Below are 25,547 nucleotides of genomic sequence, written 5' to 3' on the forward strand. Positions count from 1 at the left end.
GCACTCAGCCGGCCCGCGCGGCGAACGCCCGGTACGCCCGCTCGTCGAAGAGGACGAAGCGCGCCTCCTCGACCGAGGTCGGTGTGTCCCGCACCGTCTCCAGCGCGATACGGGCCGCGTCGTCCATGGGCCAGCGGTAGACGCCGGTGGAGACGGCCGGGAAGGCGACCGTGCGGGCACCGAGTTCGTCGGCGACCCGCAGGGACTCGCGGTAGCAGGAGGCGAGGAGTTCCGAGCGGTCCTCGGTGGCCGACCAGACCGGGCCCACGGTGTGGATGACCCAGCGGGCGTCCAGCGCGCCGGCCGTGGTGGCGACCGCCTGACCGGTGGGCAGGCCCCTGCCGTACCGGGAGGCGCGCAGCTTCCGGCACTCCTCAAGGATCGCGGCGCCGCCCCTGCGGTGGATCGCGCCGTCCACGCCCCCGCCGCCCAGCAGGGAGGAGTTGGCGGCGTTGACGATGGCGTCGGCGCGCTGCCGGGTGATGTCGCCCCGGACGAGGGTGATGGTGGTCATGTCTGCCTCAGTCTCCGCCAGACGGCCTTGGCCGCGTTGTGCCCCGACATGCCGTGCACGCCGGGGCCCGGCGGGGTGGCCGAGGAGCAGATGAAGACGGCCGGGTGAGGGGTGTGGTACGGGAACAGGGACAGTCTGGGGCGCAGCAGCAACTGGAGCCCGGAGGTCGCGCCGCAGGCGATGTCACCGCCGACGTAGTTGGCGTTGTGGGCGGCGAGTTCGGCGGGGCCCATGGTGGCGCGGGCCAGCACCCGGTCGCGGAACCCGGGCGCGAAGCGCTCCAGTTGGCGTTCGATGGCGTCGGTGAGGTCGCCCCGCCAGCCGTTGGGGACATGGCCGTAGGCCCAGAAGACGTGCTTGCCCGCGGGCGCCCGGGTGGGGTCGGCCACGCTGGGCTGCACGGTGATCAGGAAGGGCCGGTCGGGGGCGCGGCCCGCGCGGGACGCGGCGTGCAGCGCGGTGCCGATCTCGGCCCGGCTCGCGCCGATCTGCACGGTGCCCGCGACGCGTGCCTCCGGGGCGGTCCAGGGGACCGGGCCGTCCAGGGCGTAGTCGATCTTGAAAACGCTCGGGCCGTAGCGGAAGCGGTCGTAGTGGCCGCCGAAGCCGGCGATGCGGGCGAGCGCGGTGGGTGAGGTGTCGAACACGTACGCGCGGGCCGGCGGCAGGTCGTCGAGGCGCTTGACCTCGTAGTCGGTGTGGACGGCGCCGCCGAGGTCCGTGAGGTGGGCGGCGAGGGCGTCGGAGACGGCCTGGGACCCACCCCGGGCCAGCGGCCAGCCGCGGGCGTGCGCGGCCAGCGCGAAGACCAGGCCGATGGCGCCGGTGGCGAAGCCGCCGAGGGGGGCCATCACATGGGCGACGAGCCCGGAGAAGAGGGCCTTGGCGGGCTCGTCGCGGAAGCGGCGCATCAGCAGGGTGGAGGGCGGCAGCCCGGCGAGGCCGAAGCGGGCCAGGGTCACCGGGTCGCGGGGCAGCGCGGTCGACGGCAGCGACATGAAGTCCCTGGCCAGGGTGTCCCACCTGGACAGGAACGGCGCGACCAGCCTGCGGTACGCGCCCGCGTCGCGCGGGCCGAAGGAGGCCGCCGTCTCGGCGACGGACCGGGCCAGCACGGCCGCGCTGCCGTCCGGGAACGGGTGCGCCATCGGCAGGTCCGCGTGTACCCACCGAAGGCCGTACCGCTCCAGGGGCAGGGCGCGGAAGGCGGGCGAGTTGACGCCGAGGGGGTGCGCGGCCGAGCAGGGGTCGTGCCGGAAGCCGGGCAGCGTCAGCTCCTCGGTGCGGGCGCCGCCGCCGACCGTGGAGCGTGCCTCGAACAGGGCGACGGAGTGGCCCCTGCGGGCCAGCTCCACGGCAGCGGTCAGTCCGTTCGGACCCGCACCCACCACGACCGCATCGAGCATCGACGGCACCTTCGGACTCCTTCGTCAGCCGATGGCCACTCGCGATCAGGATATGCCGGTGGTCCCGTGGCGGCCGGGGCCGGGTGCCTCAGCCGCCCGCGGCCAGCAGGCGCGCCACGCGGCGGGCGGTGGCGGCGTCCCGGGCGGCGGTGAACGGCAGGGTGTTGCCGCCGGTCACCCGGAACGGCTCGCCGGTGAGCGTGAGGTGGGCGCCGCCCGCCTCCTCGACCAGCAGCAGGCCCGCCGCGTGGTCCCAGGCCGCTTCCCAGGAGAACGCCACCGCGTCCAAGTCGCCCCGCGCCACGGCGAGATACTCCAGGCCCGCGGAGCCGCAGGGGCGCGGGGCGAACCCGTCGGTCCACAGGGCGCGCAGGGCGTGCTTCTGCTCGTCGGTGGTGAAGTCCGGGTGGGAGGTGGCGACGGCCAGGTCGCGGCCGGGCGCGGGCGGGCCCGCGAACAGCCGCTCGCCGTCGAGGAAGGCCCCCCGGCCGCGGACGGCCGCGGCGAACCGGTCCGGTACGGGGGCGTAGGTCCAGGAGGCCTGTACGACGCCCCGGTGGGCGAGCGCGACCAGCGTGCAGAAGCCCTCGTCGCCGTTCACGAACTGCCTGGTGCCGTCGACCGGGTCGATGATCCAGACCGGTGCGTCGCCGCGTATGGCCTCGTAGGTGGCCGGGTCGGCGTGCACCGCCTCCTCGCCGACCACGACCGAACCGGGCAGCAGGGCGCCGAGGACCTCGGTGAGCCGCTGCTCGGCGAGCCGGTCCGCGTCCGTCACCAGGTCGTGCGGACCGCTCTTGCGGTCCACCTCGTGCTCGGCGAGGCGGCGGAAGCGGGGCAGGATCTCGGCCGCCGCGGCCTTGCGGACCGCTTCCTCCACGTCGGCCGAGCCGCGGGTGAGAAACTCCTCGATGGTTTCCGTTTCGTCGATCATGTCCTCCATGAGACCACGTGCCACTGACAATCCCCGCCCGCCCGGTGGACAGCGGGTGGAATCGGGATGAAGAGCGGGTGCCGGACCGGACGTCAGCGGCCGACCGCGTACCCCTGCATCCCGCGCGGGTTCGCGGCGGCCGACAGGACGCCCGTCTCCGGATCCCGGGCCACCGCGCACAGACGGCCCTCCGACCAGCCGGGACCGACCGTGACCCGGTGACCCCGGCGGCGCAGCTCACCGATCACCCCGGGGTCCGTGCGGGACTCCACGGTGACGCTGCCGGGGCGCCGGCCGCGCGGGTGGAAGGAGCTGGGGAAGCTGTCGTTGTGCCAGTTCGGGGCGTCGATCGCGCCCTGCAGGTCGAGTCCGCCGCGGACCGGGGCGCGCAGCACGGCGGCGAGGAAGAAGTGCGGCTGCCACTGGTCCTGCTGGTCCCCGCCGGGAGTACCGAACGCCATCACCGGGACGCCGCCGCGCAGCGCGAGGGACGGGGTCAGGGTGGTGCGGGGCCGGCGGCCCGGGGTGAGGGAGTTCGCCAGCCCCTCCTCCAGCCACGTCATCTGCAGCCGGGTGCCGAGCGGGAAGCCGAGTTCCGGCACGACCGGATTGGACTGCAGCCAGCCGCCGCTGGGCGTGGCCGCGACCATGTTGCCCCAGCGGTCCACGACGTCCAGGTGGCAGGTGTCGCCCCGGGTGCGGCCGTCGGCGGCCACCCGGGCCCCGCCGGCCGGGTCCGCGGCGGTCGGCTCGCCCGCACCCGGCCGGCCGGGGCCGGGACCGCTCCGCGCCACGCGCGCGCGGGCCTGCGCGGGCAGGCGCGGGACGCGCCCGCCGGGACTGCCGGGGCGCAGCTCGTAGGAGGCCTCGTCGCCGACGAGGGCGCGGCGCCCGGCGTTGTACTCGTCCGACAGCAGCGCGGCCAGCGGCACGTCGGCCGCGTCCCCGTACCAGGCCTCCCGGTCGGCCATGGCGAGCTTGCAGCCCTCGATCAGCAGGTGGACGTAGTCGGCCGAGCCGTAGGCGGGCAGATCGGGCGGGAGCAGGGCCAGTTGCTGGAGGAAGACGGGGCCCTGGCTCCACGGGCCGGCCTTGCACACGGTCCAGCCGTTCCAGTCGTGGGTCACCGGCGCCTCGTAGCCGGCCGACCAGCCGGCCAGGTCGGCCTCGGTGAGGGTGCCGGTGTGCCGCCGCCCGCTGGTGTCCAGCGTCGGCCGCCGGGACTGCCGGACCAGGGCCTCGGCCACGAAGCCGGAGCGCCACACCTCGCGCGCGGCGTCGATGCGCGCCTCCCGGTCGCCGGCCCGGGCGGTCTCGGCCAGCAGCCGCCGCCAGGTGGCGGCCAGGGCGGGGTTGCGCAGCAGTTCACCGGCCCGGGGCGGCCGGCCGCCCGGCAGGTACACCTCGGCGGAGGAGGTCCACTCGGTCTCGAACACCTCCCGCACGGCCGCCACGATCGCGCCGACGCCCTCCACGGGCGCGTGTCCGTGCTCGGCGTACCCGATGGCGTACTTCAGGACGTCCTCCAGCGACCGGGTGCCGTGGTCGCGCAGGAGCAGCAGCCAGGCGTCGAAGGCGCCGGGCACGGCGGCGGCGAGCGGTCCGGTGCCGGGTACGAGGTCCAGGCCGAGCCCCCGGTAGTGCGCGACGGTGGCGGCGGCCGGCGCGACGCCCTGCCCGCACAGCACGCGCACCTCGCCGCCGGCCGGCGCGAGCAGGATGGGCACCTCGCCGGCGGGCCCGTTCATGTGCGGCTCCACCACGTGCAGCACGAAGGCCCCGGCCACGGCCGCGTCGAAGGCGTTGCCCCCGTCCTCCAGCACCGCCATCGCCGACTGGGAGGCCAGCCAGTGCGTGGCGGACACCATGCCGAAGGTGCCCTGGAGGGTGGGCCGGGTGGTGAACGTCATCCGTCACCTCGGTGCTCGCGCGTGCGGGGGCCGGGACACCAGTATCGGAGGCGCCCGGTGCGGGCGCCGTGGATTTCCGGCCCGGCTTCCGTGCCCCTTTCTTCACCGTCTCCACCGGGAGCACCGCGGCGTCTCCCGGCGCTGCCCTCCTCCCGGCGCAGGGAGGTCCGGGCGGCGCACGGCGGGTACGAGGTGCCCGGCGGCGAGCTCGCGGCGCGGCAGCGGGCGGCAGGGCCGGGCGGCGGCCCCGGGGCCGTGCCGCACCGCGTGACCCTGTACGACATCGACGCGGACCGGACGCTGGACCGGCACATCCCCTGACCGGACATATGAGCATTTCCAACACGGCGTCCCTGGGCCTGGGTTACCGGCCGGGCACACAGCGAGTTCGGCCTTCCGCCGCACGGGGAGTCGTGTGACACTGTCGTCCCAGCCCACCCCGCGGGACCCCTCCGCGCCCCCTCCCCCAAGAGAAGTGCGCCGTGCGTTCACTGCCTCTGCCGCTCGCCCTGACCGCGCGCCTGACGCCGGTCGTCGTCCTCGCCTGTGCCGGCTGGGCGATGTCGTCGGGTCCGGCCGCGACGGCGGCCGCCGATCACCGGCCGTCCCAGCGGACGCCCACCGGCCCCGCGTCCGCCCCGTCGTCCGCCGAAGTTCCAAAGGCCTACGCGACCGCGCCCGCCGCCTGTTCCAGCGTGCCGGCGGCCACCGTCAAGTCCCTGGTGCCCGGGGCGAAGACGTCGGGCAAGGAGATCCCGTCGACCGACACCTCGCTGCGCCGCACCTGCTCCTGGAACGCCCTCAAGGGCTACGACTACCGCTGGCTGGACGTCTCGTTCGAGATCACCGACTCCGACGACGCGGCGAAGGAGGAGTTCCAGCAGCGGGTCGCCGAGAAGAGCGGCGGTGGCGAGGTTCCGGGGGTCGGTGACGCCGGCTACTCGGTCGTGAACCTCACGACCGAGGACAAGCAGGAGACCCGCGAGGGCGTGGTGCTGGTACGGGCCTCCAACGCGCTGGTCGTCGTCACCTACAACGGCAGCGACTTCGAGACCAGGAAGGCGCCGAGCACGGACGAGATCAACAAGGGTGCCATCAAGGCCGCCAGGAGCGCCGTGGCCGCCCTCGGGTCGGAAGCCTCCGGCTGACCGCCCCTCAGGAGCCGGTGAGCGGCAGCGCCAGGTCCCTCAGCTCCCGTTCGGTGACGGGTCCGGCGTGTACGGCCGCGATCCGGCCGCGGGTGTCGATGACGACGGTGAACGGCACACCCTGCGGCACCGTCCCCTTGGGGAACCTCAGCAGCTGCCGGCCGGACGGGTCCCGGAAACTGGGGTAGCCGAGACGCTGCTCCCGCTGGAAGGCGCGGCCGCGCGCGGGATCGCTGTCGGCGTCGAGCCCGATGACCCGCACGCCCCGTGCGGCGAGGTGCTCGTGCGCCGCCCGCAGTTCGGGCGCCTCGGCCCGGCAGGGACCGCACCAGGACGCCCACGCGTTCAGGAGGACCACCTCTCCCCGGTGGTCGGCCAGCCGGAGCGGTCTGCCGTCCAGACTGTCCCCGACGAGCTCGGGCGCGGCCTCGCGCCGATCCGCGGGCACGAGCCCGCTCCGTTCCGTTCCCGGGCCGGCGGTCGCCATCCCGGCATGGCAGGAGGCCAGCGCCAGACAGGCGGCGGACCACAGCAACGCTCGTATCCTCACAACCCGTGATTGTCCCGCCGGGGCCATGAGCGAGTGACGTCGGGGGGGCTTGGAGAGCACGTGCGGGCGGACGGTCCACCCCGGGCGGCCCGGGGCCGCCGGGGTGGACCGGTCTCAGGCCACCGTCCGCGCCGCGTCGGGCCTCCGCCCGGTCAGCCAGGTCAGCGCCAGGTACAGCACCAGGGAGGTGCCGAGGCCGACGGCCCAGCCGTAGTCGGCGAGGGACGACAGGGCCGGGACGGGGCGGCCGTCGATCAGCGGGTGGAAGTCGGCCCCACCGACCGCGAGTACGCCGCCGACCAGGAACGCGGCCACCGCCCGCCAGTTCCAGCCGCCCGCGTACCAGTACCGGCCGCCCTCGCGGTACAGGTCGGCGAGGACGAGCCGGGTGCGGCGCAGGATCCAGTAGTCGGCGACCAGGATGCCCGCGACGGTGCCGAGCAGGCCGCCGACCAGACCGAGCCAGGTGAAGATGTAGCCCTGCGGGTCCGAGTACAGCTTCCAGGGAAAGATCAGCACGGCCAGGACCGCGGTGATCAGCGCACCGGTGCGGAAACTCACCCTGCGCGGGGCCACGTTGGAGAAGTCGAACGCCGGGGAGACCAGGTTGGCCGCGATGTTCACGGACAGGGTCGCCACCAGCACGGTGACCAGGGCGTAGAGCAGGCCGACCACGTTGTCCGTCTTGGCGGCGAGCTGGACCGGGTCCCAGACGGGCTCGCCGTAGACCGCCTGGGAGCCGGAGGTGACGAGCACGGACAGGAAGGCGAACAGGGTCATCGTGGTCGGCAGGCCGAGGGCCTGGCCCCAGGTCTGGGCCCGCTGGCTCCGGCCGTAGCGGGTGAAGTCGGGGATGTTCAGCGACAGGGTCGACCAGAAGCCGATCATGCCCATCAGGGAGGGCCAGAACAGCTTCCAGAAGTCGCCGCCCCAGCCCAGCCTCGACGGCTGGCCGAAGAGCGGCCCGACACCGCCGGCCCTGCTGCTCATCCACCACAGCATCACGAACGCGCCCACCAGGACGAAGGGCGCCGCCCAGTTCTCGAAGCGGCGGATGGTCTCCATGCCGCGGTGGATGATGGCGACCTGGATGGCCCAGAAGATGGCGAACGACAGCCACATCGTCCAGGCGTGACCGCCGACGTGCGAGGCGTTCGCCCAGCCGTCGCCGATGAGTTTGCCGGCGAGGAAGTAGATGGCCTCGCCGCCGATCCAGGTCTGGATGCCGAACCAGCCGCACGCGACCAGCGCCCGCACCACGGCGGGCAGGTTGGCGCCGCGCACCCCGAAGCTCGCCCGGGCGAAGACCGGGAACGGGATGCCGTACTTGGGTCCGGCGTGACCGGTGAGCAGCATCGGGACGAGCACGATCAGGTTGGCCAGGGCGATGGTGAACACGGCCTGCTTCCAGTCCATGCCCACCGCGATGAGCCCGGAGGCCAGGGTCCAGGAAGCCGTGTTGTGAGCCATGCCGACCCACAGGGCGGAGAAGTTGTACGTCGTCCAGGTGCGCCGGTCCACCGGGACGGGGAGCAGGTCCTCGTTGGCGAACCGGCCGCCGGGCGGCCGGGTGCCGGGTGCCAGTTCGACCCGCCCGTCGGGCCGGGTCACCTGGCCGGACGGGGGTATGGCGGAGGGAGCGGTGTCGGTCATGGGCGGGCCAATCGGGGTGAGGTGGATCGGGAGAGGCCGTGCGGGCGGCGCATGGGGGGTGCGCGGGCGGGCGCCCTGTGCCCTCTCGCCGTGGCGGGGCGGCCGCGGCGAGAGGGAGACCAACGGGTCGGCGACGGTCAGGCGTTGACCGCCGGGATCACCTGGGAGCCGTAGGCGTCGATGGTGGCTTCCTGGGCGTCGTGCATGTCGTACACGGCGAACTGGTCGACGCCCAGGGCGCGCAGGGCGTCGAGCTTCTCGATGTGCTTCTCGGGCGGCCCGATCAGGCAGAACCGGTCGACGATCTCGTCGGGCACGAAGTGGGTGTCGGGGTTGCCGCTGCGCCCGTGGTGGGCGTAGTCGTAGCCCTGGCGGGCCTTGATGTAGTCGGTGAGTTCGTCGGGCACCTGGGCGGAGTGCTCGCCGTACTTGGCGACCAGGTCCGCGACGTGGTTGCCGACCATGCCGCCGAACCAGCGGCACTGTTCACGGGCATGGGCGAGGGCCTCCGGCGAGTCGTCGGCGGTGACGTAGGCGGGGGCGGCCACGCAGACGGTGACCTCGGACGGGTCGCGGCCGGCGGCGGCGGCCGCGTCCTTGACGGCCTTGACCATGTACTCGGTGAGGTAGAGGTCGGCGAGCTGGAGGATGAAGCCGTCGGCCTCCTCCCCGGTCATCTTCAGTGCCTTCGGGCCGTACGCGGCCATCCACACCGGGACTTCGGCGCCGGGGGCGACCCAGGGGAAGCGGATCCTCGTGCCGCCGAGGTCGGCCTCCTCGCCCCGGCCGAGGGCGCGGATGACCTTCATGGCCTCGCTGATCCGGGCCAGTGTGTTGGGCTTGCGGCCCGCGACGCGCATCGCGGAGTCGCCGCGGCCGATCCCGCACACCGTGCGGTTGCCGAACATGTCGTTCAGGGTGGCGAAGGTGGAGGCGGTGACCTCCCAGGTGCGGGTGCCCGGGTTGGTCACCATGGGGCCGACCCGCAGCCCGGTGGTGTTCGCGAGGATCTGGCTGTAGATCACGAACGGCTCCTGCCAGAGCACGGCGGAGTCGAAGGTCCAGCCGTAGGTGAAGCCGTTGCGCTCGGCCCGCTTCATGAGGCTGACGACACGGGAGGCCGGCGGGTCGGTCTGCAGGACGAGTCCGAAGTCCATGGGCGCCACTCCTAGTTGAGGTACTGACAGGTGGTGCGCGGAGTGAAGGCGCCGTGACCGGCGCGTCCGGTGTACTCCCGCTGGTCGATGACGATCTCGCCGCGCGAGAGCACGGTCTCCACCCGGCCGGTCGTGCGCCTGCCCTCGTAGGCGGAGTAGTCGACGTTCATGTGGTGCGTCTCGGCGGACATGACCTGTTCGGCGTGCGGGTCGTAGACGACGACGTCGGCGTCCGCGCCCGGGGTGATGGTGCCTTTCTTGGGATAGAGGCCGAACATGCGGGCCGGGGTGGCGCAGGCGATCTCGATCCAGCGGCGCCGTGAGATGCGCCCGTCGACGACGGCCTGGTGCAGCAGGTCCATACGGTTCTCCACGCCGGGCAGACCGTTGGGGATCTTGGAGAAGTCGCCCCGGCCCAGCTCCTTCTGGCCGCTGAAGCAGAACGGGCAGTGGTCGGTGGAGACGACCTGCAGGTCGTTGGTGCGCAGGCCCTGCCACAGGGCCGCCTGGTGCTCCCTGGGGCGCAGCGGGGTGGAGCACACGTACTTGGCGCCCTCGAAGTCCGGTTCGGCGAGGTTGTCGGTGGACAGGAACAGATACTGCGGGCAGGTCTCGCCGAACACGTTGAGCCCCGCGTCCCGCGCCCGGGCCAGTTCGGCGACCGCCTCCTGCGCCGAGACGTGCACGACGTACAGCGGGGCCCCGGCGACCTGCGCGAGCCGAATGGCACGGTGGGTGGCCTCGGCCTCCAGCAGGGCCTTGCGGACCTCTCCGTGGTACCGGGGGTCGGTCTCGCCGCGGGCCAGGGCCTGTTCGACCAGGACGTCGATGGCGATGCCGTTCTCGGCGTGCATCATGATCAGGCCGCCGTTGTCGGCGGCGCGCTGCATGGCCCGCAGGATCTGGCCGTCGTCGGAGTAGAACACCCCGGGGTAGGCCATGAACTGCTTGAAGCTGGTCACCCCCTCCTCGACCAGCAGGTCCATCTCCTTGAGCGTCTCCTGGTTCACATCGGAGACGATCATGTGGAAGGCGTAGTCGATCGCGCAGTTGCCCTCGGCCTTGGCGTGCCAGGCGTCGAGGCCCTCGCGCAGGGTGCCGCCGACGCTCTGGATCGCGAAGTCGACGATCGTGGTCGTGCCGCCCCAGGCGGCGGCACGGGTACCGGTCTCGAAGGTGTCGGCGGCGGTGGTGCCGCCGAACGGCATCTGCATGTGGGTGTGTCCGTCGACGCCGCCCGGGATGACGTACTTCCCGGTGGCGTCGATGACCCTGCCCCACCCTTCGGGCGAGGGTGGCCCCGTCTCGCTCAGCCCGGCGGTGAACGCCTCGGCGGCGGGGGTGCCGGCGGCGGCGAGGGCGGCGATGCGTCCGTCCTCGATCAGGACGTCGGCGTGGATCTCGTCGGACGCGGTGATGACGAGACCACCGCGGATGACGGTACGGCTGCTCATGGTCCCTCTCCTCCCAGGGTGGGCGCTGCGGTCAGGGCGCGGTCAGCGGCGTGTAGGCACCCGGGGCCCGGTCGCGGTAGAACTGCCAGCGGTCGCGGACCTCGCGGAGCTTGGCCAGGTCCAGGTCGCGGACGACGAGTTCCGGCTCCTTGTCGCTCGCGACCTCGCCGACGAACTGGGCCTCGGGGTCCACGAAGTAGGTGGTGCCGTAGAAGTCGTTGTCGCCCAGGTCCTCCACGCCGACCCGGTTGATGGCGCCGACGAAGTACTCGTTGGCGACGGCGGCCGCCGGCTGCTCCAACTGCCACAGGTAGCGGGAGAGGCCGCGCGAGGTGGCCGAGGGGTTGAAGACGATCTCGGCACCGGCGAGGCCCAGTGCCCGCCAGCCCTCCGGGAAGTGCCGGTCGTAGCAGATGTAGACGCCGATCCGGCCGACGGCCGTGTCGAAGACGGGCCAGCCGCTGTTGCCGGGCCTGAAGTAGAACTTCTCCCAGAACCCCTGCACCTGGGGGATGTGGGTCTTGCGGTACTTGCCGAGGTAGGAGCCGTCCGCGTCGATCACGGCGGCGGTGTTGTACAGGACGCCCGGCTGCTCCTCCTCGTACATCGGCAGGACCAGGACGATGCCCAGCTCCCGGGCCAGCGCCTGGAAGCGCCGGACGGTGGGGCCGTCGGGGATCCGCTCGGCGTACTCGTAGAAGGCCTTGTCCTGCACCTGGCAGAAGTAGGGGCCGTAGAACAGTTCCTGGAAGCAGAGGACTTGGGCGCCCTGTGCGGCCGCGTCGCGGGCCGCCTGCTCGTGGACCTGGATCATCGACTCCTTGTCGCCGGTCCAGGCGGTCTGGAAGAGGGCGGCACGGATCACTCGGCTCATCGGGACCTCCGGTCGCTCGGTGTACGGCGAGACTAGGAAGCCCGGTGGGCCGGTTTGAGTTGCAGCGTGTCACGTCCGCGGGCGGTCGGCGTGCCACCGTGTCACGTGTTCGCCGGCTCATGTTTCACCGCCGTCTTCCCGGTTCGTCGGATGTTTCACCCCTGTTGCGCGTCGTGCGCCAGGAGTGCGATGTGCACGGAGGCCGCCTGCTCGAAGTCGTCGAGGTCGACTCCCAGCCGTGCCTGTATGGCCTCCAGCCGGCGGTAGAGGGCGGGCCGGGAGACGTGGTGCAACTGGGCGGTGCGGGACTTGTTGCGGCCCGTCGCCAGATACGTGCGCAGCACGTTCAGCAGTTCCTGGCCGGCCTCGCACAGCAGCCCGTCCAGCTCCCGCTCGGCGAAGGACTGCACATGCGGGTCGTCCCGCAACAGCCGTACCAGGCCGCGCAGATGGACGTCACGCAGCCGGACGACGGCCGGCAGGTCGAGAACGGCGGAGGAGTCGGCGACGGCGTCGGCGACATGCCGGGCCTCCCGCAGCCCGGCGGGCACCTCCTCCCACACGGTGCGCGGGTCGGCGGCCGCGACCACGGCGTTGGGCGCCCCGCTCTCCGTCCGCAGCCGCTCGGCGAAGTGGGCGGTGAGCGCTTCGGCGCGCTGGTCGCGGGCGAGGCTGAGCAGCACCGCGGTGGCGCCGTCGGCCAGTTCGGCGACCAGCCCGGACAGGCCCAGCAGCCGCAGTGTCCGCTCGAGTCGGCCCGGGACCCCGCCGGGCACGACGAGGGGGACGAAGGTCCGCCGGTTGACCGGCAGCCCGGCCGCCCGTGCCCGCGGCAGCAGTTGCCGGGCGGGCACGACCCCGGAGACGAGGTCGGTGAGCAGGCTCTGGGCCGACTGTTCCTCCCAGGTGCGGGCGGAGCCACCGCCGAGCATGCGGTGCAGCACGAGCGCCTCGGCGGTCCGGTCGGCGAGCACCCGCCCGGTGGCCGCGTCGCCGCGGTATCCGCACAGCAGCAGCCGGCCCCATCGCTCACCGCGGCCGCCCAGCTCGGCGCGGATCCAGCCGTCGCCCTCGCTGCCTCCGGCCTGGCGGGCGATCCGCTCCCAGTCGCGCAGGACGTCGTCCACCGCGGGCCGCTCGCCCGCCGTGGCGAGGACCCGGTGGGCGAGGTTGGTGACGACGACGGGACAGCCGCTGTGCTGGGCGACCTCGTCGAGCAGCCGCTGCAACGGGGCGCCGGCGGTGATCAGCCCGGTGAGCGCGGTCCGTACGGATTCCGAGAGGCTGACGGCGGCGAACTTCCGCCGCACCAGCCGCGACTGCACCTCCTCGGTCAGTTCGGCGAACGGGAACGGCCGGTGCAGCACGACCATGGGCAGCCCGCACCGTTCGGCGGCCCGGCGCATCACCTCGGGCGGCGCGGGAAAGGCCCGGCCGAGCCCGAGGACGACGGCCGCGGCCTCCGCCCGGTGCAGGGACTGGACGTACTCGGCCTGCTTGGTCTCGTCACCGGCCAGCAGCACCCCGGTGGTGAGCACCATCTCGCCGCCGGTGAGCATCACCCCGACGTCGGCGGCCTCGGCGACGTGCACCCAGCGCACCGGGCGGTCGAGCTGCCCGGCTCCGGCCACCACCTCGGGCTCCCCGGCGAGCACCCGCTCCAGGGTGAGCACCTGCCGGACGGACAGGGCGGGTTCCATCGGCTGCCAGCCCGGGGGCGGGGAGTGGAAGGAGGTGGTGGTCATCGCCGTCAACCCGCTCTCTGCTACGTGCTCCTCAGCGCGCGTTCGAGGATCGCCGCGCCTTCCTCGGCCTCCGCCACGGTCAGGGACAGCGGCGGGGCGATGCGCAGGGCGCTGATGTCGTGGCCACCGCCCTTGCCGATGAGCAGACCCCCGTCGCGGGCCGCCTCCAGAACGTGGGCGGCCGCCCGTGGATCGGCCTCGTCGGTTCCGGGTCTGACCAGTTCCACGCCGATCATCAGTCCTCGTCCGCGCACCTCACGGACCCCGGGCAGCCCCGCGCCGATCGCCCGCAGCCGTTCGAGGAGCAGGCCGCCGACCCGCCGGGCGTTGCCCTGGAGGTCGTGTTCGAGGAGGTAGCCGAGGTTGGCGAGGCCGGCGGCCATGGTGATCTGGGTGCCGCCGAACGTCGAGATGCTGTTGGTGTCCAGGCAGTTCATGATCTCGGCGCGGGCGATCACCCCGCCGATGGCCATGCCGTTGCCGATGCCCTTGGCGAAGGTGACGATGTCCGGCGGGCCGCTGCGGGCGTGCGCCTGCCAGCCCCAGAAGTGCTCGCCGGTGCGGCCCCACCCGGTCTGCACCTCGTCGCTGATCCACAGGATGCCGTGGGCCTTCAGCACCTCGCGGAAGGCCGCGTACAGGCCGTCCGGCGGCGAGGTGAAGCCGCCGACGCCCTGGATGGGTTCGGCGATCAGCGCGGCCGGCGGCCGGGTGTGGCCGAGGACGTCCTTCAGGTCCGCCACGCACGCGTCGATGAAGGCGCGGTCGTCCAGTCCGGCGAACGGGCCCCGGCCGCGGACGCCGCCGTGGACGTACAGGGTCTGCAGCGGGGAGAGCGAGGTCGGGGACCAGCCGCGGTTGCCGGTGATGCCGACCGTGCTGAAGGAACGGCCGTGGTAGCTGTTGCGCATGGCCAGCACGGTGTTGGTGCGCCGGTAGGTGGTGGCGAGCAGCAGCGCGGTGTCGTTGGCCTCGGTGCCGGAGGTGGTGAAGAACACCCGGGCGTCCGGGATGCCGCTCACCTGGGCGACCCGCTCGGCCAGTTCGACCATGGGACGGTTGAGGTAGAGGGTCGAGGAGTGGATGATCCGGCCGGCCTGCTCGGTCACGGCCTTGGTCACCTCGGGCAGGGCGTGCGCGGTCATCGTGGTGAGGATGCCGCCGAAGAAGTCGAGGTACTTGTTGCCCGCGGAGTCCCAGACGTGCCGGCCCTCGCCGTGCGTGATCTCCAGCGGCTCGTCGTAGTACAGGGCCAGCCAGTCGGGCAGGACGCCCCGGTGGCGGGCGTAGAGGTCGTTCACGGCTGCACCAGTCCTTCGTAGGCGTCGGGGCGGCGGTCTCGGTAGAAGGCCCACTGCTGCCGGACCTGCTCGATCAGGTCGAAGTCCAGGTCGCGGACGAGGAGTTCCTCGGCCTTGTCGCTCGCCGGGTCGCCGACGAACTGCCCGCGCGGGTCGACGAAGTAACTCGTGCCGTAGAAGTCGTTGTCGCCGTACTCCTCCTGGCCGACCCGGTTGATGGCGGCGACGAAGTACTCGTTGGCGACGGCCGCGGCGGGCTGCTCGAGCTGCCACAGGTGGGCGGAGAGCCCGCGGTGGGTGGCCGACGGGTTGTAGACCAACTGGGCTCCGTTGAGACCCAGTTGCCGCCAGCCCTCCGGGAAGTGCCGGTCGTAGCAGATGTAGACGCCGACCTTGCCGACGGCCGTGTCGAAGACGGGCCACCCCAGGTTGCCGGGTTTGAAGTAGTACTTCTCCCAGAAGCCCCTGACCTGCGGGATGTGGTGCTTGCGGTACTTGCCGAGGTAGGAGCCGTCGGCGTCGATCACGGCGGCGGTGTTGTAGTAGAAACCGGACTGCTCGACCTCGAAGACCGGTACGACGATCACCATGCCGGTCTCCCGGGCGAGATCCCGCATCCGGCGGACCGTCGGCCCGTCGGGCACCGGCTCGGCCCAGCGGTAGTGCTCCGGCTCCTGGACCTGGCAGAAGTACGGGGCGTTGAAGACCTCCTGGAAGCCGATGACCCGCGCGCCCCGGCGGGCGGCCTCGCGCGCGTGCTCCTCGTGCTTCGCCACCATGGACCCGGTGTCGCCGGTCCAGGTGGCCTGGACCAGTGCGGCACGTACGACGTTGGCCATGAGCTGCTCCTTCGACGCTACGTCCGGGCCTCTACGCCCGTAGAAACGGCCCGTAGAGGGACGAAAGTAAGCCTCCCCGACGTCCTTGCCAAGACCATCGTCGCCAACCCGCGGAGTCGATCACGTTTGACACTCCTTAGGGTGATCGCAGCGACGGTCACGGAGTGAACCCGGCGACCCGCAGTGCGTGCACCAGATCCCAGTGGCGCTCCTCGGAGGCGCCCCCGGCGGCCTCCAGCAGGAGCGGGACGAGCCGGTCCGGGTCGGCGGCGGCGCTGCGGGCCGCCTCCTCGGGCGGACGGACCCGGACGTAGGCGTCCAGCAGGGCCCGCACCTCGCGGTCCCGTCCCCGCCCGGCCAGTTCCAGCACGGCCGCGCCGATCTCCGCGGCGGGGCGGGCCACTCCCTGCCGCAGCATCTGCCGCCCGTCCGCCACCCGCCCGGCCGCCTCCAGCGCCCCGGCGGCGGCGACCAGCCGGTCGGCGGGCAGCGCTGCGGCCTCCCACAGCAGGGTGTCCCAGTCGGCGCCGAGGCCGGCGTGCCGCAGCCCGTCCGCGACCAGCGGGAGCCGGGCGGCGGGCCAGTGCGCGGTCTCCACCAGCAGCACGTGCGCCTCCCCCGTGCGCCCCTCCGCCCGCAGCCGCAGCAGCCGCTCCACGACCCCGTTCACCGCCGCCCCCGCGGCCTCGTCCACCACCTCGGCGGACCGCTCCGCCGGCTCCTCCTCCGGCTCCGCCCCGGCGAACCGCGCCCCGCGCGGCGAACGCCGCCCGGCGGAGGCCTCGGGTGCGGCTCCGACGGCCGCCTGCGGCGGTACGGCGACGGGCGCGGCGGCGTCCTCGGCGGCCCCCGCGAACCGGGCACCGCCCCGGCGGCGCCTGCGGGCCCTGGCGGGTGGCGGGGCGGGATCGGGCGCGGTGGCGGGTGTGCGGGGCCCGGCGGCCCCCTCGGCGGGCGCGGCGGGTGCGGAATCCGGCGCGCCGCCGGCGCGGTACGCACCGGGCCGCGGACCGGCCGCCCGCCGCACGGGTCCCGCCGGCTGCGCTCCGGCGGACGCGGGCCCGCGCCCCGCGTCCAGATGGGACAGCCGGGTCCTGAGTTCGGCGCACCGGGCGGCGGCGCGGTCGTGGTCGTCGTGGGTCCAGGCGAGGTCGAGGCGGAGGGCCTCGGTCTCCTCGCGGGACGTCGTGAGGGTGAGCCGCCGGGTCAGTGCGGAGCGGCGTTCGGCGGCGTACCGCTGTTCGCGGAGCATGACGTCGATCCGGTCGCCGAGGGCGTCCCGGGCGCCGGGCAGGGCGTCGTACGCCGAGACGGCCGCCGCGTGCAGGGGGCGGGCGCGCTCCCGCTCCGCGGCGGCGACGGCGGCGCCGTGGGCCGACGCGAGGTCCTGCAGCAGTGACTCCAGCACGTCCCAGGGCGGCAGCTCGCGGCCCTGGAGGCAGGCCCCCATCCCCTCGGGGTCCCGCTGCCAGAAGACGGCGCACCACCCGGTGTCCTGGTCCAGTCGCCCGAGGAGGCCGTCCAGGTACTCCGCGAACTCCCGGACCCGACCCGGAAGTTGCTCCACACCCATGCCCGACTCCCGCCCGATCGCCAGCATTCCGCCCGTCAGGCAACACCAGCCGTGTTACGGGCCGGCTACGCGGAGTTTTCGGCGAGTGTGCGAGCGGCTCCGCGCGCGGCGGGCGCGCGCGGCGGGCGCCCCTGCGCGCCCGGCACCCGTCAGACGGCCACCGGAGCACATCCGGCCATCAGCTCGTCCATGGACAGCCCGAGCGCCCCGGCCAACGCGGCCACCGTGAAGAAGGCCGGGGTCGGGGCCCGCCCGGTCTCGATCTTGCGTAGCGTCTCGGCCGAGACGCCCGCCGCCGCGGACACCTCGGCCATGCTCCGCCCGCCACGCGCGTCACGCAGCAACTGCCCGAGCCGCTCGCCGCGTTCGCGCTCTTCGGGGGTGAGGGGGGTACGCACCATGGACCCATTCTAATACCGCCACCCGTCGGCCACCCCATTCAAATACCGGTATAGTAATTGGCATGATGGAGCTGAAGACGGACCCGTCGATCGACGCGATGCACGCGGCCGGCCAGGTGGTGGGGCGGGCCCTGACCGCCGTACGGGAGGCCGCCTGCGTAGGTGTCTCACTGCTCGAACTGGACGCGGTGGCACGGGACGTGCTGCGCGAGGCCGGGGCGTCCTCACCGTTCCTCGGCTACCGGCCCTCCTTCGCCCCCACCCCGTTCCCGGGCGTGATCTGCGCCTCGGTCAACGACGCGATCGTGCACGGCATCCCGACCCGGTACCGGCTGAGCGACGGCGACCTCGTCTCCGTCGACTGCGGCGCCGAGCTGGACGGCTGGGTGGGCGACTCGGCGATCAGCTTCGTGGTCGGCCGGCCGCGCCCCGCGGACCTGCGCCTGATCGAGACCGCGGAGCGCGCGCTGGCGGCGGGCATCGAGGCGGCCCGCGTCGGCAACCGCGTCGGCGACATCGCGCACGCCGTCGGCCGGGTCTGCCGGAGGGCCGGCTACGGCATCCCGGCGGGCTTCGGCGGCCACGGCGTGGGCCGCCGCATGCACGAGGATCCGGACGTCCCCAACGAGGGCCGGCCCGGCCGGGGAGTGCCGCTGCGCCACGGCATGGTCCTCGCGATCGAGCCCATGCTGATCGGCAGCGGCAAGGACGCCTACTACGAGGCGGGCGACGGCTGGACCCTGCGCACGTCCGACGGCTCGCGCGCGGCGCACGCGGAGCACACGGTGGCCGTCACGGACGGCGGCCCCCGGATCCTCACGGCGCGCGAGGCCTGAAGAACGCGGGCGACGGCGGCCGGTGAGGACGGAAGCCCTGCTGAGCGGGCGTTCCTGCACATGCCCTTCGCAGAAGCTCGTGTCATCGTGGCATGAGCGGCCCACCCCCGGGATACCCGGCCGCTCCGCACGTCGTCTGCGAAGGAAACGAAACGATGACCAGCGGCTACAACGGCCCGGAGGACCCCTTCGGAGATTTCTTCGCCCGCTTCTTCGGCGGCAGCGGCGCCGGGGTCCCCGGCGCTCCTGGAGGCCCCCGCCACATCGACATCGGCCGCCTGCTCAGCCAGCCGGCCCGTGAGCTGGTCAGAGGGGCCGCCCAGTACGCCGCCGAGCACGGCAGCCGCGACCTGGACACACAGCACCTGCTGCGCGCCGCCCTCTCCGCCGAGCCCACCCGGAGCCTGCTCAGCCGATCCGGCGCCGATCCGGACTCCCTGGCCACGGAGATCGACCACCGCGCCGGTCCCGCGCAGCAGCCGCCCGGCGACGCGCCCCCGCCGGCCTCACTGTCCCTCACCCCGGCCGTCAAACGCGCCCTGCTCGACGCCCACGACATGGCACGCGCGAGCGGTGCGGGGTACATCGGTCCGGAGCACGTGCTGAGCGCGCTCGCCATGAATCCGGACTCGGCGGCCGGGCACATCCTGAACGCGGCGCGCTTCCAGGCGGGCGGCCTGCCACCGGAGCCCCCCGAGGTCGCGCAGCCGCGCCAGGAGCGGCAGCGGCCCACCGCGACGCCGACGCTCGACAAGTACGGCCGCGACCTGACCGACATGGCCCGTCAGGGCCGGGTGGACCCGGTCATCGGCCGTGACCAGGAGATCGAGCAGACCATCGAGGTCCTGTCCCGGCGCGGGAAGAACAATCCGGTGCTGATCGGCGACGCCGGTGTCGGCAAGACGGCCGTCGTCGAGGGGCTCGCGCAGCGCATCGCCGACGGCGACGTGCCGGACGTGCTGGCCGGGCGCCGGGTGGTCGCCCTGGACCTGACCGGGGTCGTCGCCGGCACCCGTTACCGGGGCGACTTCGAGGAGCGGCTGAACAGCATCGTGGAGGAGATCCGCGCCCACTCCGACCAGCTCATCGTCTTCATCGACGAACTGCACACCGTCGTCGGCGCCGGTTCCGGCGGGGAGGGCGGCGCGATGGACGCGGGCAACATCCTCAAGCCCGCGCTTGCCCGGGGCGAGCTGCACGTCGTGGGCGCGACCACGCTGGAGGAGTACCGGCGGATCGAGAAGGACGCGGCGCTGGCCCGCCGGTTCCAGCCGATCCTGGTGCCCGAGCCGTCCGTCCCGGACACCGTGGAGATCCTGCGCGGACTGCGCGACCGGTACGAGGCCCACCACCAGGTCCGCTACACCGACGAGGCGCTGGTCGCCGCCGTGGAGCTGTCCGACCGCTATCTCACCGACCGCCGGCTGCCGGACAAGGCGATCGACCTGATCGACCAGGCCGGCGCCCGGGTACGGCTGGGTGCCGGGACCAAGGGCGCGGACGTGCGCACGATGGAGCGCGAGGTGGAGCAACTGGTCCGGGACAAGGACCAGGCGGTCGCCGACGAGCAGTACGAGCAGGCCATGCAACTGCGCGACCGGATCGGCGAGCTGAAGCGGCGCGTCGCGGAGTCCAGCCACGACGGGCAGGCCGACGAGGGACAGCTCGAGGTGACGGCGGAGTCCATCGCCGAGGTGGTGTCCCGGCAGACCGGCATCCCGGTCAGCCGGCTGACCCAGCAGGAGAAGGAACGGCTGCTCGGCCTGGAACAGCACCTGCACCAGCGGGTGGTCGGCCAGGAGGAGGCGGTCGCGGTGGTCGCCGAGGCGGTGCTGCGCTCACGCGCCGGGCTGGCCAGCCCGGACCGGCCGATCGGCAGCTTCCTCTTCCTCGGCCCGACCGGCGTGGGCAAGACCGAGCTGGCCCGGGCGCTCGCGGAGGCCCTGTTCAGCAGCGAGGAACGCATGGTCCGGCTCGACATGAGCGAGTACCAGGAGCGGCACACCGTCTCCCGGCTGGTGGGCGCCCCACCCGGGTACGTGGGGCACGAGGAGGCCGGCCAGCTCACCGAGGTGGTGCGCAGGTACCCGTACTCCCTGCTGCTCCTGGACGAGGTGGAGAAGGCGCACCCGGACGTCTTCAACATCCTGCTCCAGGTGCTGGACGACGGCCGGCTCACCGACTCGCAGGGCCGCACGGTGGACTTCACCAACACCGTCATCGTGATGACCAGCAACCTCGGCTCCGAGGTGATCAGCCGGCGTGGCGCCGGGATCGGCTTCGGCCCGGGTGGTGCCGACGCCGACGAGGAGGCGCGGCGCGAGCAGATCCTGCGTCCGCTGCGGGAGCACTTCCGGCCGGAGTTCCTCAACCGCATCGACGAGATCGTCGTCTTCCGCCAGCTCACCGGCGACCAACTGCGGCAGATCACCGACCTGCTGCTGGAGCGCACCCGTCGGCTGGTGGACGGCCAGGGTGTCTCGGTGCGGTTCACCGACGGGGCCGTCGACTGGATCGCCGAGCGCGGCTACCAGCCGGAGTACGGCGCCCGCCCGCTGCGCCGCACCATCCAGCGGGAGGTCGACAACCAGCTCTCGCGGCTGCTGCTCGACGGCTCGATCACCGAGGGCAGCCGGGTGACGGTGGACGTCGCGGACGGGCGGCTGGACTTCCACGCGGAGCGGTCCTCCACGACCGCTCCCCCGCAGACCGCCTCCCCACCGCCCGCTCCCCCACGGTCCGATGACTCGCGGCCGGCGGAGGGAACGGATCCGGCGGCGCGGGCCCGGCCGGGCGAGGACACCGGGCCGGCGGACGAACCTCCGCCGCCCGCACCCGAGTCGTAGGGCCCCACCCGACCCCACCCGGCCGGGTGGGGTCAGGGCGAGGGGTTCACCACCATCGCCGCGCCGCCGCCCCGGCGTACCCGCTCGGCGGCGGCGAGCCACCTGCCGCCCGGCAGCCGCTGGACGCCGGTGGCCGCGCCGATCTCGGGATTGAGCTTGAAGCCGTGCCCGAGCGCCTCCAGCCGGGTCCGCGAGTCGCTGTCGTACAGAGCGGGTTCCAGTTCGGTCCGGGCCGCGTTGCGCTGGCTGGCGCGCGGTGCGGCGATGGCGTCGACCAGCGGCAGCCGCCGGTCCAGGAACCCGGTCAGGGTCTGCAGCACGGTGGTGATGATGGTCGCGCCCCCGGGTGTCCCGAGCGCCACGACAGGCCTGTCGTGGCGGTCCAGGACGATCGTCGGGGAGATCGACGAGCGCGGCCGCTTGCCCGGTCCGGGCAGGTTCGGGTCGTGCACGGCCGGGTCGGCCGGCGCGAAGGAGAAGTCCGTCAACTCGTTGTTGAGCAGGAAGCCCCGGCCGGGGACGGTGATGCCGCTGCCACCGGTCTGCTCGATGGTGAGCGTGTAGGAGACGACGTTGCCCCACTTGTCGGCCACCGTGAGGTGCGTGGTGTTCTCGCCCTCGTAGGTCGTCGGCGCCGCCTTCCCGCCGGTGCCGCAGGCCGCCGGGTGCCTCGGGTCCCCCGGCGCGAGCGGGCTGGTGAGCACCGCGTCGTCCTTGATCAGGCAGGCCCGCGAGTCGGCGAACCGCTGCGACAGCAGTTCCCTGGTCGGTACGGACTCGAAGGCGGGGTCGCCCACCCAGCGGCCGCGGTCGGCGAACGCGATGCGGCTCGCCTCGATGTAGCGGTGCAGGTACTGCGCCCGGCTCGCCTTCGACAGGTCGGTCCGCTCCAGGATGTTGAGCGCCTCGCCGACCGTGGTGCCGCCGGAGGAGGAGGGCGCGATGGAGTACACGCCGAGACCGCGGTACGAGGTCCTGGTGGGTGCCTGGAGCTTGGCCCGGTAGACGGCGAGGTCCTTCTCGGTCAGCTTGCCGGGACGGGCGTTCCAGCCGGAGGCGGGGTCCACCGGCGGGTGCTCGACCGCCCTGACGATGTCGTCGCCGATGTCCCCGCGGTAGATCGCGCCGACTCCCTTGCGGCCCAGTTCCTCGTAGGTGCGGGCGAGTTCGGGGTTCTTGAGGGTGGAGCCGACGGCCGGGAGCCGCCCGTTCGGCAGGAACAGCTTCGCGGTGTCCGGGAAGTAGCGGAACCGGGTCTCGTTGGACGCGGTCTGCGAGCGGAAGGTGTCGTCCACCGTGAAGCCGTGACGGGCGATCCGCTCGGCGGGCTTCAGGACCGTGCCGAGGCGCTCGCTGCCCCACCGGTCCAGCGCGGTCTGCCAGGTGGCGGGCGTGCCCGGGGTGCCGACGCCCAGGCCGCTGCTGACCGCGTCGGCGAAGGCGAGCGGCCTGCCGTCCTCGGTGAACAGCTCGGAGTCGGCGGACAGGGGCGCGGTCTCGCGGCCGTCGATGGTGTGGACGGTGCGGGTCCCGGCGTCGTAGTAGACGAAGTAGCCGCCCCCGCCGACGCCGGCCGAGTACGGCTCCGTGACGCCGAGGGCGGCGGCGGTGGCGACGGCCGCGTCGACCGCGTTGCCGCCCTTCCTCAGGACTTCGATGCCGGCCGCGGAGGCGTCCGCGTCGACGCTGGAGACGGCGCCGCCGTAGCCGACGGCCACCGGCGCCTTCGTGGCCGTGCCGCCGGTCCTCGCGGTGGGCGGCGCGGCCGCCCCCACCGAGACCACGACGGCCGCCGAGACCGCCAGAACCGCCGCTTTCCGCGTGCCAGGACGACCCATCCGTACCTCCCGCAGGGACAAGTCCGCGCAGCGTAACGAGATTGCCTCCGTACCGACAGTACGCCTCGGGCACCTGCCACACGAACGTCACACCTCGAACACGGGTGCGTAGTCGCCGTGCGGGACCGCTAGCATGCGCGGCCATGAACGACGACGTGCGCAACATCGTCCTGGGCGTCATCGCGGCCGGAGTCAGCGCCGCGCTGGGCTGGCTCGCCCGTACCCACCTGTGGCGGCGCAGGCTCCGCCGCAAGCAGGCCTTCTTCGGGCTGCCGGACCACTCGGAGTCACTGCTGGTGGTCAACCGCAACGCGGGCGGCCCCGAGCTGTCGGTGATGCGGCACGACGTGTTCGCCCTGCTGGAGCTCTCCGCCCTGATCAAGGACTGCAACGCGCACGCCCGGGTCGTGGCGCACGACGCGACCCAGCAGGGCTTCGGCGAGCGCTCGGAGTTCTGCCTGGGCGGGCCCGCCTCGAACCGCCGGATGGCGGCGCACCTGTCCTCCCTGCTGCCGGGCGTGGCGGTGAACACCGAGGCGGAGTCGGGCCCGGAGGCGGGCGCCTTCCACATCGGCGGCGAGGACTACCGCGTCGAGGCCGGCACGAGCGAGTACGTGCTGCTGGCCCGGCTCACCGCGGGCAACCGGGACGAGGCCCGCCCGGTGTTCCTGTTCTGCGGGCAGCGGGCGATCACCAACCAGGCCGCGACCCGTTATCTCGCGCGCCACCACGAGAGGTTGGCGCGCAAGTACGGCTCCGGCGCCTTCGTCCTGCTGCTGAAGGTGGTCAACTCACAGGCCTACGGCCCCGATGTGGTGGAGCTGGTGGCGGACGTGACCCGGGCGGCCCGGGCACCGTTGCCGGAGACCGCGGCGGCGGCCTCCTGACTCCTCAACAACTGTTACTCGTACGTAACTTACCGCGGGTTACTTATGCTGGGGGCGTCCGGTTACCGTCGGGTCACTTTGCACCCTGCCGAGTCACCGAGTGAGGAGTGACCCCATGAGAACTGGTCGCACCGGCCTGCGCACCTCCGCCGTCGGCGCCGTCGCCACGGCGCTGATCGCCGGTACGGTCGTCGGACTGGCCCCGGCCGCCCAGGCCGCCCCGTCCGTACGGTTCGTGGACATCAGCGGTGCCGGCGGCACCGTGCTGAAGGCGAACGTGGTCGCCCCCGCTGACGGTTCGCGGACCCACCCGCTCATCGTGCTGCCCACGAGCTGGGGCTTTCCGCAGGCGGAGTATCTGGCCCAGGCGCGGCGGCTCGCCGACTCCGGGTACGTGGTGCTGACGTACAACGTGCGCGGATTCTGGCGGTCCGGCGGCGAGATAGAAGTGGCCGGCCCGCTGGACACGGCGGACGCCTCCAAGGTGATCGACTGGGCGCTGGCCAACACCCCGGCGGACGAGCACCGCATCGGCATGGCGGGCGTCTCCTACGGCGCCGGCATCAGCCTGCTGGCCGCCGCCCACGACAAGCGGATCAAGGCGGTCGCCGCGCTCAGCGGCTGGGCCGACCTGATCGGCTCCATCTACTCGGGCCGCACCCAGCACGTCCAGGCGAGCGCCGTGCTGGACGGCGTGGGCACTCTCACCGGCCGGGAGAGCCCCGAACTCCGGCAGATCTTCGACCGTATCTACACCGCCGACCTCTCCCACGAGCAGGAGATGATCGACTGGGGAAGCAAGCGCTCCGCCGCGACCTACGTGGACCGGCTGAACCGCAACGGCGCCGCCGTCCTGCTCGCCAACGCCTGGGGCGACACCGTCTTCCCGGCCAACCAGTACGCCGACTTCTACCAGAAGCTGACCGTGCCGAAGCGGCTGGAGCTGCGCCCCGGTGACCACGCGACGGCCGAGCTGCCCGGTCTGTTCGGCCTGCCCAACGACGTGTGGACGGACACCGGGCGCTGGTTCGACCACTACCTCAGGGGCGTCGACAACGGCATCGACCGTGAGCGGCCGGTCCAGCTCAAGTCCCGTAGCGCGGGGGGATACGAGGGCTACCCGGACTGGAAGTCGGTCGGCGCGACCCGGCGGAAGATCGCGCTCGCCGGTTCCACCACCATCCACGCCAACGTCGACTCCGGCGCGGACGGCGGGATCGTCTTCCTCTCCAGCGTCCTGGACCAGGTGGCCAAGCTCCCGCCCGTCGCCTCGATCCCGCTGCTGCCGCGCCGTTGGGCGGCCGTGTGGAAGTCGGAGCGGTTCGGCACGGCCCAGCGGGTGCGCGGCACGGCGGCCCTGCACACGACGCTCACCCCGACCGCGGAGAGCGGCACCCTGGTCGCCTACCTCTACGACGTGGGCCCGCTCGGCTTCGGCAAGCTGGTGACCCACGCACCCCTCACCTGGCACGGCCGGACGCCCGGGAAGCCGTTCGACGTGGATCTGGACCTGTTCTCCACCGCCTACGACGTGCCCGCCCGGCACCGCCTGGCGCTGGTGGTGGACACGGTCGACCCGCTCTACATCGAGCACAACCCGTCCGGCGCGCAGCTGACCTTCTCCTCGCCGGCGAACGACCCGTCATATCTGTCCGTCCCCGTGCGCGAGCAGTGATCTCCG

General features: G+C 73.2%; 21 protein-coding genes. 6 read left to right on the forward strand and 15 right to left on the reverse strand.

The features are described 5' to 3' along the window. Positions 1–4: 4 nt before the first annotated feature. From MXD57_RS06695 to MXD57_RS06710, 4 genes are all read right to left on the reverse strand, one after another. On the reverse strand, positions 5–514 hold the full coding sequence (locus MXD57_RS06695; RefSeq protein ID WP_250400367.1) for an O-acetyl-ADP-ribose deacetylase: 510 nt from the start codon (positions 512–514) through the stop codon (positions 5–7). Next, complete coding sequence (locus MXD57_RS06700; protein ID WP_250400368.1) at positions 511–1,929, reverse strand: phytoene desaturase family protein; 1,419 nt, start codon at positions 1,927–1,929, stop codon at positions 511–513. Before MXD57_RS06700 ends, MXD57_RS06695 begins: the two co-directional genes overlap by 4 nt. Positions 1,930–2,008: 79 nt before the next feature. After that, a complete protein-coding gene (locus MXD57_RS06705) occupies positions 2,009–2,854 on the reverse strand; it encodes an inositol monophosphatase family protein (protein ID WP_250400369.1) in 846 nt (281 codons plus the stop codon). 92 nt (positions 2,855–2,946) lie between these two features. Further along, positions 2,947–4,764 carry a gamma-glutamyltransferase family protein gene (locus MXD57_RS06710; protein ID WP_250400370.1) on the reverse strand — a complete coding sequence of 606 codons (1,818 nt, stop codon included), beginning with the start codon at positions 4,762–4,764 and terminating at the stop codon, positions 2,947–2,949. A gap of 192 nt (positions 4,765–4,956) precedes the next feature. On the opposite strand from MXD57_RS06710, the gene MXD57_RS31485 reads away from it, so the two are divergent. Next, a complete protein-coding gene (locus MXD57_RS31485) occupies positions 4,957–5,085 on the forward strand; it encodes a hypothetical protein (protein ID WP_284505171.1) in 129 nt (42 codons plus the stop codon). Between the two features lie 161 nt (positions 5,086–5,246). Further along, positions 5,247–5,912, forward strand: coding sequence for a hypothetical protein (locus MXD57_RS06715; protein ID WP_250400371.1), 666 nt, complete (start codon positions 5,247–5,249; stop codon positions 5,910–5,912). 7 nt (positions 5,913–5,919) lie between these two features. Here the strand turns inward: MXD57_RS06715 and MXD57_RS06720 are convergent, their stop codons facing one another. From MXD57_RS06720 to MXD57_RS06765, 10 genes are all read right to left on the reverse strand, one after another. After that, the gene (locus MXD57_RS06720) at positions 5,920–6,360 is read right to left on the reverse strand and encodes a TlpA family protein disulfide reductase (protein WP_250400372.1); all 441 of its coding nucleotides are present in this window, start codon (positions 6,358–6,360) and stop codon (positions 5,920–5,922) included. Positions 6,361–6,576: 216 nt separating this feature from the next. After that, positions 6,577–8,115 carry an NCS1 family nucleobase:cation symporter-1 gene (locus MXD57_RS06725; protein WP_250400373.1) on the reverse strand — a complete coding sequence of 513 codons (1,539 nt, stop codon included), beginning with the start codon at positions 8,113–8,115 and terminating at the stop codon, positions 6,577–6,579. Between the two features lie 137 nt (positions 8,116–8,252). Next, complete coding sequence (locus MXD57_RS06730) at positions 8,253–9,272, reverse strand: TIGR03842 family LLM class F420-dependent oxidoreductase (RefSeq protein ID WP_250400374.1); 1,020 nt, start codon at positions 9,270–9,272, stop codon at positions 8,253–8,255. 11 nt (positions 9,273–9,283) lie between these two features. Continuing rightward, positions 9,284–10,726, reverse strand: coding sequence for a dihydropyrimidinase (hydA, locus tag MXD57_RS06735; protein WP_250400375.1), 1,443 nt, complete (start codon positions 10,724–10,726; stop codon positions 9,284–9,286). Positions 10,727–10,757: 31 nt separating this feature from the next. Then, positions 10,758–11,600 (reverse strand): nitrilase-related carbon-nitrogen hydrolase, encoded by an 843-nt coding sequence (locus tag MXD57_RS06740; RefSeq protein WP_250400376.1) that lies wholly within the window; start codon positions 11,598–11,600, stop codon positions 10,758–10,760. 155 nt (positions 11,601–11,755) lie between these two features. After that, the gene (locus tag MXD57_RS06745) at positions 11,756–13,345 is read right to left on the reverse strand and encodes a PucR family transcriptional regulator (RefSeq protein WP_250400377.1); all 1,590 of its coding nucleotides are present in this window, start codon (positions 13,343–13,345) and stop codon (positions 11,756–11,758) included. A gap of 20 nt (positions 13,346–13,365) precedes the next feature. Beyond that, on the reverse strand, positions 13,366–14,646 hold the full coding sequence (locus MXD57_RS06750) for an aspartate aminotransferase family protein (protein WP_250400378.1): 1,281 nt from the start codon (positions 14,644–14,646) through the stop codon (positions 13,366–13,368). After that, positions 14,643–15,485, reverse strand: a complete 843-nt coding sequence (locus tag MXD57_RS06755) for a nitrilase-related carbon-nitrogen hydrolase (RefSeq protein WP_250400379.1) — start codon at positions 15,483–15,485, stop codon at positions 14,643–14,645. The genes MXD57_RS06750 and MXD57_RS06755 overlap by 4 nt, the downstream gene beginning before the upstream one ends. Positions 15,486–15,642: 157 nt before the next feature. After that, positions 15,643–17,058, reverse strand: a complete 1,416-nt coding sequence (locus tag MXD57_RS06760) for a hypothetical protein (protein ID WP_250400380.1) — start codon at positions 17,056–17,058, stop codon at positions 15,643–15,645. A 149-nt stretch (positions 17,059–17,207) separates the two neighbouring features. Continuing rightward, positions 17,208–17,459, reverse strand: coding sequence for a helix-turn-helix domain-containing protein (locus MXD57_RS06765; RefSeq protein WP_250400381.1), 252 nt, complete (start codon positions 17,457–17,459; stop codon positions 17,208–17,210). Positions 17,460–17,521: 62 nt separating this feature from the next. Here MXD57_RS06765 and map point away from each other — a divergent pair, with 62 nt between their 5' ends. After that, positions 17,522–18,295, forward strand: a complete 774-nt coding sequence (gene map / locus MXD57_RS06770; protein WP_250400382.1) for a type I methionyl aminopeptidase — start codon at positions 17,522–17,524, stop codon at positions 18,293–18,295. Positions 18,296–18,450: 155 nt separating this feature from the next. Then, a complete protein-coding gene (locus tag MXD57_RS06775; protein ID WP_250400383.1) occupies positions 18,451–21,141 on the forward strand; it encodes an ATP-dependent Clp protease ATP-binding subunit in 2,691 nt (896 codons plus the stop codon). Between the two features lie 32 nt (positions 21,142–21,173). Here MXD57_RS06775 and ggt read toward each other — a convergent pair whose 3' ends face one another. Next, the gene (gene ggt / locus MXD57_RS06780) at positions 21,174–22,979 is read right to left on the reverse strand and encodes a gamma-glutamyltransferase (protein WP_250400384.1); all 1,806 of its coding nucleotides are present in this window, start codon (positions 22,977–22,979) and stop codon (positions 21,174–21,176) included. Positions 22,980–23,122: 143 nt separating this feature from the next. On the opposite strand from ggt, the gene MXD57_RS06785 reads away from it, so the two are divergent. Together MXD57_RS06785 and MXD57_RS06790 are read left to right on the forward strand one after the other, a co-directional pair. Further along, positions 23,123–23,866, forward strand: coding sequence for a hypothetical protein (locus tag MXD57_RS06785; RefSeq protein WP_250400385.1), 744 nt, complete (start codon positions 23,123–23,125; stop codon positions 23,864–23,866). A 115-nt stretch (positions 23,867–23,981) separates the two neighbouring features. Beyond that, positions 23,982–25,541 carry a CocE/NonD family hydrolase gene (locus MXD57_RS06790; RefSeq protein ID WP_250400386.1) on the forward strand — a complete coding sequence of 520 codons (1,560 nt, stop codon included), beginning with the start codon at positions 23,982–23,984 and terminating at the stop codon, positions 25,539–25,541. The last annotated feature ends 6 nt before the right edge of the window (positions 25,542–25,547 follow it).

This window comes from Streptomyces cellostaticus (genome assembly GCF_023630175.1).
In the GTDB taxonomy this organism is placed as follows: Bacteria; Actinomycetota; Actinomycetes; order Streptomycetales; family Streptomycetaceae; genus Streptomyces; species Streptomyces cellostaticus_A.

Excerpts from the sequence above, each read along its gene's own strand:
- MXD57_RS06695 (WP_250400367.1), bottom strand. The coding sequence starts at position 514 with ATGACCACCATCACCCTCGTCCGGGGCGACATCACCCGGCAGCGCGCC.
- MXD57_RS06705 (WP_250400369.1), bottom strand. The coding sequence starts at position 2,854 with ATGATCGACGAAACGGAAACCATCGAGGAGTTTCTCACCCGCGGCTCG.
- MXD57_RS06710 (WP_250400370.1), bottom strand. The coding sequence starts at position 4,764 with ATGACGTTCACCACCCGGCCCACCCTCCAGGGCACCTTCGGCATGGTG.
- MXD57_RS06725 (WP_250400373.1), bottom strand. The coding sequence starts at position 8,115 with ATGACCGACACCGCTCCCTCCGCCATACCCCCGTCCGGCCAGGTGACC.
- MXD57_RS06730 (WP_250400374.1), bottom strand. The coding sequence starts at position 9,272 with ATGGACTTCGGACTCGTCCTGCAGACCGACCCGCCGGCCTCCCGTGTC.
- hydA (WP_250400375.1), bottom strand. The coding sequence starts at position 10,726 with ATGAGCAGCCGTACCGTCATCCGCGGTGGTCTCGTCATCACCGCGTCC.
- MXD57_RS06740 (WP_250400376.1), bottom strand. The coding sequence starts at position 11,600 with ATGAGCCGAGTGATCCGTGCCGCCCTCTTCCAGACCGCCTGGACCGGC.
- MXD57_RS06745 (WP_250400377.1), bottom strand. The coding sequence starts at position 13,345 with ATGACCACCACCTCCTTCCACTCCCCGCCCCCGGGCTGGCAGCCGATG.
- MXD57_RS06755 (WP_250400379.1), bottom strand. The coding sequence starts at position 15,485 with ATGGCCAACGTCGTACGTGCCGCACTGGTCCAGGCCACCTGGACCGGC.
- MXD57_RS06760 (WP_250400380.1), bottom strand. The coding sequence starts at position 17,058 with ATGGGTGTGGAGCAACTTCCGGGTCGGGTCCGGGAGTTCGCGGAGTAC.
- MXD57_RS06765 (WP_250400381.1), bottom strand. The coding sequence starts at position 17,459 with ATGGTGCGTACCCCCCTCACCCCCGAAGAGCGCGAACGCGGCGAGCGG.
- map (WP_250400382.1), top strand. The coding sequence starts at position 17,522 with ATGATGGAGCTGAAGACGGACCCGTCGATCGACGCGATGCACGCGGCC.
- MXD57_RS06775 (WP_250400383.1), top strand. The coding sequence starts at position 18,451 with ATGACCAGCGGCTACAACGGCCCGGAGGACCCCTTCGGAGATTTCTTC.
- ggt (WP_250400384.1), bottom strand. The coding sequence starts at position 22,979 with ATGGGTCGTCCTGGCACGCGGAAAGCGGCGGTTCTGGCGGTCTCGGCG.
- MXD57_RS06785 (WP_250400385.1), top strand. The coding sequence starts at position 23,123 with ATGAACGACGACGTGCGCAACATCGTCCTGGGCGTCATCGCGGCCGGA.
- MXD57_RS06790 (WP_250400386.1), top strand. The coding sequence starts at position 23,982 with ATGAGAACTGGTCGCACCGGCCTGCGCACCTCCGCCGTCGGCGCCGTC.